Consider the following 9894-nt stretch of genomic DNA (forward strand, 5'->3'; position numbering starts at 1 on the left):
ATATTACTTCGTCTTTTCCATATAACGCTTAAGATCTTCAACTGATAGACCTTGAGCCTTTAATTGCTCTGCCAGTAATTGCACTTGCTCACCTTTGCGAGAATCGGCGATGACTTGAAATTGGTAAATAATATCTCTTAATAATTCTAGTGGCACTTGCTTAGCCGCACTACGAATTCGTTCCTGACTTTGATTACCCAGCTCAGTTAATAATTTACCGAACATGATTTTTTCTGGGCTTTCTTCCATCTGCTCTAAAATACGAGCCATTTCATACGTTGTTAATGACATAGGTTTATTTATATTCCAATTATTCAATTAAGGAAATCTAGAAAATCAGCCGTAAATATACGCCTGATTGATGGTTAAGCAAAACAAATTTTATATCTCAAAGCCACTTTATATACCCAAGTAACTTCAAGATGCGAGTTTCAGCAAGAATAAAACAAGCTTTAGGCAAGACAAATTGAATATGATCATAGTTACTCTATCTCTGTTCAATTTAACGCAGCATAAAGCTTGTTTTAACTTGCCCTTCGGGAGCTTCATCCAAACCTTTACACCGCGTCAGATTGGTTTGAAAGGTGCCTACATTCCTTCGACAATCTTCCTTGCCTAAAGGTTTGGATGATAGCTCTGAATTCTGCATCTTGAAGTCACTTGGGTATAATTCTATTTTCGAATTTAAGATTTGAATTCAGGCGCTTGTGATTTCCACAGCGTTCTACCTACCATCCCATTGAGAAACTCGTTTACTTAATGTTTCACGTGAAACAGTAAAATTATCAATCACATCATCAGATTTTAAGCACAAGCGCATTACACTCTCTAGTCCCGATGGTAGTATTAAGTCATAACATGAAACAACAATGTTCATGATTTCGGCATCGACCGCTAAATCAATAAGGATGATTCAGATGTATAAAGCAATTGCAGATCGTGTCCAACAACTTCGCCAATGGCTAATTCAAAACGATTATGACGCGATCATTATTCCACATGAAGACGAGTTCTTAGGGGAATACATTCCGGCCCATAATGAACGTTTAAATTGGATCACTGGCTTTGCTGGCTCAGCCGGTGCGGCAATAATTACTCAGGATAGCGCAGCGATGTTTGTTGATGGTCGCTATACCGTTCAAGTCACCAAACAAGTTCCGAGTGATATTTTTAGCTATCATCATTTTATTCAAGAACCGCCGATTACTTGGCTACAACAAAATATGCCAGCAGGTAGTCGTTTAGCTATTGATCCTAAAATGCATTCCGCCACTTGGTATCAAGCCGCACAAAGCACACTTGATGGTCAAATTGAGATGGTTGATGTCGAAAGCAACCCGATTGATATGCTTTGGTCTGATCGCCCTACAACCGTTGAATCACCATTACGTTTAATGCCATTAGACATTGTTGGTCAATCTTCACAAGATAAACGTCACAACATCGCACAAGTCATTACTCAACAAAATGCTGATGCCACACTACTGACTCAAATAGATTCTATTTGTTGGTTACTCAATATTCGTGGTCTCGATGTACCTCGCCTACCTGCCGTGTTATGTCATGCGATTTTACATACAGATTCAAGTTTAGAGTTATTTATTAACCCTGAACGCATCCCTGCTGATTTTGCGCAGCATGTCGGCTCAGACGTTCGAATCTCATCACCATCTCAACTTAAAGCATCGCTTAGCTCACTAACGGGCAAAAAAATCATTGTTGATCCAGCCAGCAGTAATGCCTGGTTTAGCCAAATATTAGAAAATAGTCAGGCGCATATTATTGCAGCCAGTGATCCATGTTTACTACCTAAAGCGATTAAAAACAAAACTGAATCACAAGGCATGATTAATTGTCATGTTCGAGATGGTGTGGCAATGGCGAAGTTCTTATGTTGGATTGATTCTGAAGTTGAAGCTGGTCGCTTTCACGATGAAAACACCCTATCTAATCAGTTGCATGATTTCCGTAAACAAGATGAGTCATTAGCCGATTTAAGTTTTGATACCATTTCCGCAGCAGGAAGCAATGCAGCTATGTGTCATTACAATCACGCTGATCAAGTAGAGTTTGGCAAGCTAGAATTAAACTCACTTTATCTTGTCGATTCAGGCGGCCAGTACCCAGACGGCACTACTGATATCACTCGTACCGTGGCAATTGGTGAGCCTTCAACTTTTATGAAGCAACAATTCACACTGGTACTCAAAGGCCACATTGCTTTGGCAACGGCACGTTTTCCAGAAGGAACGACTGGTAGCCAACTCGATATTTTGGCTCGCCAATATTTATGGGCTGAAGGCTATAATTATGATCATGGTACCGGGCATGGTGTGGGTCATTTCTTAAGTGTTCATGAAGGACCACAACGTATATCCCCTGCTTACAATGGCGTAGCCCTACAAGCAGGTATGGTGCTATCCAATGAACCGGGTTACTACCGTGCTAACGAGTTTGGCATTCGCATTGAAAACCTGGAGTTAGTCACTGAGAAACAAACCCAAGGTGATTTATCTATTCTTGGTTTTGAATCTCTTACGCGTTGTCCAATCGATGTTAGAGCGATTGAGCGCACGCTGTTAACCACTAACGAGATTGAGTGGCTAAACCAGTACCATCAAAAAGTATGGAATGATGTCAGCCCACTCGTTGATGGTGAGGTAAAACAATGGTTAAAGCAGGCTACCTTAGCGATTTAATTAACAACCGTTTTCACTATAAATAACCTCAACAGCAGATAATAGAAGTCACTCAATACTGCAGTTGATAGTAAATAAAAACAAAGCCCGTTTCGATGTCAACCGAGACGGGCTTTATTGTTTCACGTGAAACCTATTTGAAACTCACTATAGTTGAGAATAACTATGTAACTATAATCTACACAAATCAGCCAGAATAAGCGTGATGCCAATCCGTCCACACCGCTTCATAGCCACGTTGTTGCACCGACTTAACCACCTCTTCAACTGAACGCTCATCACTAATGGCAAATTGCTCTAACTCTACCTCTGAATTAGCATAACCACCCGGCTGGGTTTTTGATGCGGCAGAGATATGGGTAACCCCTAGTGGCAAAACGTTATCCCTAAAACTCGGTTGTTCGCGTGTCGATAATGACAACTCAACTTCATGGTTGAACAAACGGAATGCACAAATAAGCTGTACGAGTTGTTTATCTGTCATGACCGATTTGGGTTGCAGAGCACCCTCACATGGTCGCAACCTAGGAAATGAAATTGAATAGCGAGAGGTCCAGTACTGCTTTTCTAAATACTGCAAATGTGCCGCCGTAAACAAACAATCGGTTCTCCAGTCTTCTAAACCAATCAGAGCCCCTATACCGATTTTATCAACTCCCGCTTTGGCAACACGATCAGGCGTTTCGAGTCGGTAATAGAAATCCTGTTTATTCCCTCTTAAGTGATGTTTAGCATAAGTACTTGGATGATAGGTTTCTTGATAGACCATCACCGCATCAAGTCCTAGCGTTTTCAGTTCGCGGTAATCATCTTGATCAAGCGGTTGAACTTCCATCGCCAAGTAAGAAAACTGCTGCTTAATCACAGGTAGCATAGTGCGGAAATAGTTCATGCCGACTTTAGTTTCATGTTCACCGGTGACTAATAACACACTATCAAAATTCATCGCTTTGATAGCTTCTACTTCTGCTTCTACCTCAGTTTGATCGAGTGTCCTACGTTTAATTTTATTCTCCATAGAGAAACCACAATAAGTACAAGCGTTGGCGCACAAGTTAGAAAGGTACAGTGGAATGTAGAAATTAATATTATGACCAAATCGCTGACGGGTCAGAGCATAAGAACGTTGCGCCATGTGCTCAACATAAGGTTCAGCAGCGGGTGAAATTAACGCCTTAAAATCTTCCAAGTTTAATCTGGTTTTAGCTAAAGCTCGCTCAACATCAGCAGGCGTTTTACTATGAATGGACAAATAGACTTGATCCCAATCTAGCGTTTTAAATACCTCAGTAAAAGTCATATCACCTACCCTAAAAACGCAGTAAGCGGACTTGATGCACTTGCTTGCAGGCTTACTCCACCTAACCCTGCAAGATAAGCCTGGCGTCCTGACTGTACGGCAAGTTTGAATGCTTGCGCCATTGCTACAGGATTAGCCGATGATGCAATGGCGGTATTGACCAATACGGCATCAGCGCCTAGTTCCATGGCATAAGCAGCATGTGAAGGCGCGCCAATTCCAGCATCAACTACGACTGGCACGTTTGCTTGTTCGATAATAATTTTAAGAAAATCTTCTGATACCAAACCTTTATTGGAGCCAATCGGTGATGCTAAGGGCATAACGGCGGCGCAGCCAACTTCTTCTAAGCGCTTACATAGCACAGGATCAGCATGACAATAAGGTAAAACAATAAAACCTAGTTCAACTAATTTCTCAGCTGCCTTTAGTGTTTCGATAGGATCGGGCATTAGGTATTTAGGGTCAGGATGAATTTCTAATTTCAACCAATTCGTATCAAGCGCTTCTCGTGCTAACTGAGCAGCAAAAATCGCTTCCTTGGCTGTTTTTGCCCCAGAAGTATTGGGTAACAGACGTACGTTCATTTTTAATAATGGCGGTAAAATATCATCCGTTTGACGCTGTAGGTCAAGGCGCTTGAGTGCCAAGGTCGTGAGTTCTGAACTAGAATGCAGCAGCGATTCCAACATAAGGTCAGAATTAGCAAACTTGCCTGTGCCTGTAAATAATCTTGAATTGAATGTTTGGTCGGCGATAACCAGCGAATCTTGAAAATGACTCATGATTACCCTCCTGCGATCATAGTGAAAACCGAAACATCATCACTATCATTAAGTGTCGTTTCGGTCCACTGCGTTTTAGGAATAACATCCTGATTAATCGCAATCGCAATACTTTGTTGATTCAGAGATAGCCGAGAAAGTAATTGAATTAGGTTATATTGATTCTTCTCTAAAATGTGTACTTGTTGGTTCACCGTGACTTGCATGGTGCCTCCTTAGATCCTTCTTTGCGGAGACTGATTTATACCCATCAGCTTCCACAAACTGGACACTCGGCATCTTTAGCAATATTAAACTTCTGCCAAGATAGCGTTTGTCCATCAAATAAATTAAGAGACGCAGGTTTTAGTTTGTCGTTTTGAGTTAAGTATTTGATCGCTTCAAGCGCTTGTAAATTACCTAACGTACCCACGACTGGGCCAATCACTCCCGATTCTGAACATTTCAAACCTGCGCTGTTATCTTGATATGGCACAGCACAACGGTAACAAGGTGATGAATGGTGCTTAAAATCAAAGCTCATTAATTGCCCGACCCAACCGATCGCGGAACCTGAAATCAGTGGCGTATTTCCATCATGGCAAGCTTTATTAACCGCCTGTCTAGTTGGAAAGTTATCACTACAATCTAATACCACATCAGCCAGCATCACTTCTAAATTCAGCTGAGCGTCTTCTATAAATGATTTAACACTACGAACTTTGCAATTAGGATTTAACTGCTTCAGTTGTTCGGCAGTCGCTTCTGCTTTATTTCTTCCAATATCAGATTCACGGTATATTACCTGACGCTGTAAATTGGATGAGTCAACTTCATCACCATCGGCAACCACTAATGAACCAATCCCCGCTCCGGCGAGATAAAGCGCAGCCGCTGAGCCTAGTCCACCACAACCCACCAACAGTACTTTGCTACCAATAAGTTTTTCTTGGCCCACTTCTGACACTTCTGGAACCATGATTTGTCGTTGGTAGCGCTGAAATTGTTGGTCGTTCATTGTTTTCCCTTATTACCTATTAGAGCTGTTAAGCAATGGCCTTTTGACTTCGTGGGGAAGCCATAATTTGATAGAAAGAATCTATCGCCAATTGTATATCATTTGCCTGTGTAATAGCACGAACCACCGCTAAGCTGCTCACTCCGGTTTGCCATACTTGTGCTGCATTATTCAAATCAATGCCTCCTATTGCTACCGTTGGAAAATCATCACCTATTAACATTTGGTACCCCGTTAACTTATTCAAACCCTGCGGTTGCGATGGCATTTTTTTGGTTGTGGTTGGGAAAATATGTCCAAGCGCAATGTAGGAAGGTTTCAGTTGCTTGGCGCGTAAAATCTCATAATAACCATGAGTTGAAATACCTAAACGTAAGCCAGCTTGATTAATCGCCTGTAAATCAGCGACTTCAATATCTTCCTGTCCAAGGTGAATGCCATAAGCCCTATATTTAATCGCAAGTTGCCAGTGATCATTAATGAATAGCTGTGCTTTATACTCTCGGCCAAGCTCTATCGCATGCTTTATATTTACTTCTAAGTCAGAGTCACTCGGATCTTTCATTCGAAGCTGAAGCGTTTTAACCCCTCGTTTAAGCAAGATTTCGATCCATTCAACTGAATCAACCACTGGGTATAAGCCGATGTTGTGTGGTATCAGTTTGAATGGAGGACAGATTTGAGGTGTAGCCGCTTGGGCTAATTGTGGAAATACGCGCGCATCAACTGGCCATGTTTCACGTGAAACATCCTGGTATTGTTTCACTGCGGCATTCGCAATGATAGCGGCATCTTCGAGTGTAAACTCCAAGCATAAACTAACAACAAACCAACAGTAATGACGAATAGTCACTTCATGATTCCACTTCATATTAAAAGTATGCAAATCAGCAGACAATCCATTCGCAAGCCTAATTTTATCCGTAAGTACATCACCATCATTTACTGCCACCGAGATTGAACTTACCCCGTTTTCAGAAGTAAGTGATACATTCGGTTCATTTTGATAGCACAAAACAAGGTCGCAACCTTCATCTTGGTTATCGACATCAAACACTGCAGAAATCACTTTAGGGCCAGATGTTAAATGAACAACTGCTGATAAATCACCTACAGGCGAGCATGTTGAAAACTCAACATCAGGCAAAATAAAACCCGCTTGCTTAACTGCTTCTACACAAGATTGAACTTGCTGTTTAAATAAAGCTTCATCGACACCATTAAAGACAAGCTTACTCATTACTTATCCTCCTGCTCTGCCAATTCTTTATGCTTTGGCTGAACCGCAGGATGATAAAGTTCAGAACCTGTCTCAAGAAATTCACGTGATTTGTCTTTCATCCCTTCTAACGGATCGCCTATCATTTTTACCTCAATAGCCTGATCAGCAGATACTTGCTCACTGTCTTTGACATACTCACGCACCTCTTGAGAGATTTTCATCGAGCAGAACTTAGGACCACACATCGAGCAGAAATGAGCAACTTTACCGGACTCTTGAGGCAATGTTTCATCGTGAAAAGCCAATGCCGTTTCGGGATCGAGCGAGAGGTTAAATTGGTCATGCCAACGAAATTCGAAACGCGCCTTAGATAAAGCATTATCACGAATTTGTGCACCAGGATGCCCTTTTGCTAAATCACCGGCATGTGCTGCAAGCTTATAAGTAATAAGCCCAGTCTTAACATCTTCTTTATTAGGTAGACCTAAATGCTCTTTTGGGGTGACATAACAAAGCATGGCACAGCCAAACCAGCCAATCATCGCGGCACCAATGCCAGAAGTAATATGATCATAGCCAGGAGCGATATCAGTAGTGAGTGGACCTAATGTATAAAAGGGCGCTTCATGGCAATGCTTTAATTGTTCATCCATATTCTCTTTGATCATGTGCATAGGAACATGACCAGGACCTTCAATCATAACTTGAACATCGTATTCCCAAGCAACCTTGGTCAGTTCGCCTAATGTACGTAATTCCGAAAATTGAGCTTCATCATTAGCATCGGCAATTGAGCCCGGACGCAGACCATCACCAAGCGACAATGCCACATCATACTGAGCACAAATCTCACAAATCTCGCGAAAATGAGTATAAAGAAAACTTTCTTGGTGATGAGCCAAACACCACTTAGCAATAATAGAACCACCACGAGAAACAATCCCCGTAACTCGCTTAGCCGTCATAGGAACATAACGTAATAGCAACCCTGCATGAATAGTAAAGTAATCTACACCTTGCTCAGCTTGTTCGATCAAAGTATCGCGCATCACTTCCCAATTGAGGTTTTCCGCAACACCATTTACTTTTTCTAATGCTTGATACATTGGAACCGTACCAATAGGGACAGGACTATTACGCAGAATCCACTCACGCGTTTCATGAATATTACGTCCAGTAGAAAGATCCATAACGGTATCGCCGCCCCAACGAGTCGACCAAACCAATTTTTCAACTTCTTCTTCAATCGAGGATGACACCGATGAGTTACCAATATTGGCATTCACTTTAATTAAAAAGTTGCGGCCAATGATCATTGGCTCAGATTCAGGATGATTAATGTTGGATGGAATGATCGCTCGCCCTTCTGCCACTTCACGGCGAACAAACTCTGGGGTAATTTCTTTAGGCAGATGGGCACCAAAGTTTTGTCCTGGATGCTGTTGGTTTAATTGCTCATCAGTGAATTTTTGACGTCCCATATTTTCACGAATCGCAATATATTCCATCTCAGGAGTAATGATCCCCTTACGCGCATAATGCAGTTGCGTCACACAGCACCCCTGCTTTGCTTTCCGTATTTTAGGTAAATTTCCGTACCTGAGTTCATCTAATGTTTCATCATTAAGTCTCTCTTGAGAAAATTCAGATGAAACAAAATCAAGATATTCAGTGTCATTACGTTCAGAAATCCACTGTTTACGTAACTTAGGTAACCCTTCATATAAGTTTATATTGTGAGTAGGATCCGTATAAACACCGGAAGTATCATAAACATGGATAGGTTTATTCGGCTCTGAGATGGGGTTATCTTTCGAGCCTCCAACCAAACTATCAGTAAGGGAGATTTCACGCATAGGTACACGTATATCAGAACGACTTCCTTGAATATAAACTTTTTGCGAATTGGGATAAGGTTGGACAGACAGGGAATCGATAAAATTCTTAGCGTCCATTCTGGCTTGTTTACGACTTGACGACATAGCATTTTCCTTTAACTGTATGAGTTAGAAGCCCGAAGGGTAAATGCTTGACGGATTTTGATGCACAAGAGTGGATCTGTAGAAACAGATACATATATAGAGGGGTAATTGTAGATAGATTACTCTTCTCTCGTTCCCTTCGCAGGTATTAGCCTGATCAGGTTCAACGGATCCCGCATAGCGGTCTCAGCCTTATGGCACTCCGACAAGTGACGTAATTATAGACAGATAAATGAATGAAATTCAATTTTTCTGATAAATTAACTCTTAGAAATACATTGAAAGCCGATCCAAGCAGCAAAAATACTAATAGTTACATTCAATAATATATTTAAGACAGCTTTAAAGAATTCACCTTGCTGAAATAAAGTCACATTATCGATTGAAAAAGTTGAGAAAGTTGTAAAAGCCCCTAAAAAGCCTAAGCCGAGAATCTGTTTCCATGGCGTAGATTCAATGGTTCCATTATTCAGAGAGGAAATAAGAAGCCCCATAAGAAATGAACCAAATATATTTACAAACAATGTTCCATAAGGAAAGGTTCTACCTAACATTAACACAAAGATTTCTGAGATTATGTAACGAGAACATGCCCCTATAGCCCCACCAAGAGCAATATAAAGCAAGACACTAAGCTGGATTAACAAGATAAAACTCCTCTAAGCTTTCATGTATCAATAAATTTTAGAAATCATGTATAGAATACCTGAACTTAATGTATAGATATATCTCCTATTCTGCTATAAAAATATACAGAGAACAAAACGGGCTCTCCATGCTTTTGAAGCATTTTCAACAGACGAAAAAAAACCTGATTCTTTCGAATCAGGTTTCTACTCTTTATCTAAGAGATATAAGTGGCGGAGTGGACGGGACTCGAACCCGCGACCCCCGGCGTGACAGGCCGGT

Annotated in this window: 9 protein-coding genes and 1 riboswitch; of the genes, 1 reads left to right on the top strand and 8 read right to left on the bottom strand. The window is 41.2% G+C overall.

The window, feature by feature from the left end; genetic code table 11:
- Positions 1-3 precede the first annotated feature (3 nt).
- Positions 4-291 carry an H-NS-like global regulator TsrA gene (gene tsrA / locus ACE3G9_RS15000; protein WP_417881435.1) on the bottom strand — a complete coding sequence of 96 codons (288 nt, stop codon included), beginning with the start codon at positions 289-291 and terminating at the stop codon, positions 4-6.
- A 626-nt stretch (positions 292-917) separates the two neighbouring features.
- Between tsrA and ACE3G9_RS15005 the strand changes: the two genes are divergently transcribed.
- Positions 918-2699, top strand: a complete 1782-nt coding sequence (locus tag ACE3G9_RS15005) for an aminopeptidase P family protein (RefSeq protein WP_449219566.1) — start codon at positions 918-920, stop codon at positions 2697-2699.
- A 187-nt stretch (positions 2700-2886) separates the two neighbouring features.
- On the opposite strand, the gene thiH is transcribed toward ACE3G9_RS15005, so the two are convergent.
- The 7 genes from thiH to crcB all read right to left on the bottom strand — a co-directional run bounded on the left by thiH (position 2887) and on the right by crcB (position 9626).
- The gene (gene thiH, locus ACE3G9_RS15010) at positions 2887-3999 is read right to left on the bottom strand and encodes a 2-iminoacetate synthase ThiH (protein WP_417881437.1); all 1113 of its coding nucleotides are present in this window, start codon (positions 3997-3999) and stop codon (positions 2887-2889) included.
- 5 nt (positions 4000-4004) lie between these two features.
- A complete protein-coding gene (locus ACE3G9_RS15015) occupies positions 4005-4784 on the bottom strand; it encodes a thiazole synthase (protein ID WP_449219567.1) in 780 nt (259 codons plus the stop codon).
- A 2-nt stretch (positions 4785-4786) separates the two neighbouring features.
- Complete coding sequence (gene thiS, locus ACE3G9_RS15020) at positions 4787-4990, bottom strand: sulfur carrier protein ThiS (protein WP_449219568.1); 204 nt, start codon at positions 4988-4990, stop codon at positions 4787-4789.
- A 44-nt stretch (positions 4991-5034) separates the two neighbouring features.
- Positions 5035-5781 (bottom strand): HesA/MoeB/ThiF family protein, encoded by a 747-nt coding sequence (locus ACE3G9_RS15025; protein WP_449219569.1) that lies wholly within the window; start codon positions 5779-5781, stop codon positions 5035-5037.
- A gap of 28 nt (positions 5782-5809) precedes the next feature.
- Positions 5810-7021, bottom strand: coding sequence for a thiamine phosphate synthase (gene thiE / locus ACE3G9_RS15030; protein WP_449219570.1), 1212 nt, complete (start codon positions 7019-7021; stop codon positions 5810-5812).
- On the bottom strand, positions 7021-8985 hold the full coding sequence (gene thiC, locus ACE3G9_RS15035) for a phosphomethylpyrimidine synthase ThiC (RefSeq protein ID WP_417881442.1): 1965 nt from the start codon (positions 8983-8985) through the stop codon (positions 7021-7023). Before thiC ends, thiE begins: the two co-directional genes overlap by 1 nt.
- A gap of 117 nt (positions 8986-9102) precedes the next feature.
- Positions 9103-9200: riboswitch (TPP riboswitch) on the bottom strand.
- A gap of 45 nt (positions 9201-9245) precedes the next feature.
- Positions 9246-9626, bottom strand: coding sequence for a fluoride efflux transporter CrcB (crcB, locus tag ACE3G9_RS15040; protein ID WP_417881443.1), 381 nt, complete (start codon positions 9624-9626; stop codon positions 9246-9248).
- Positions 9627-9894 lie beyond the last annotated feature (268 nt).

This window comes from Vibrio sp. E150_018 (genome assembly GCF_053544035.1).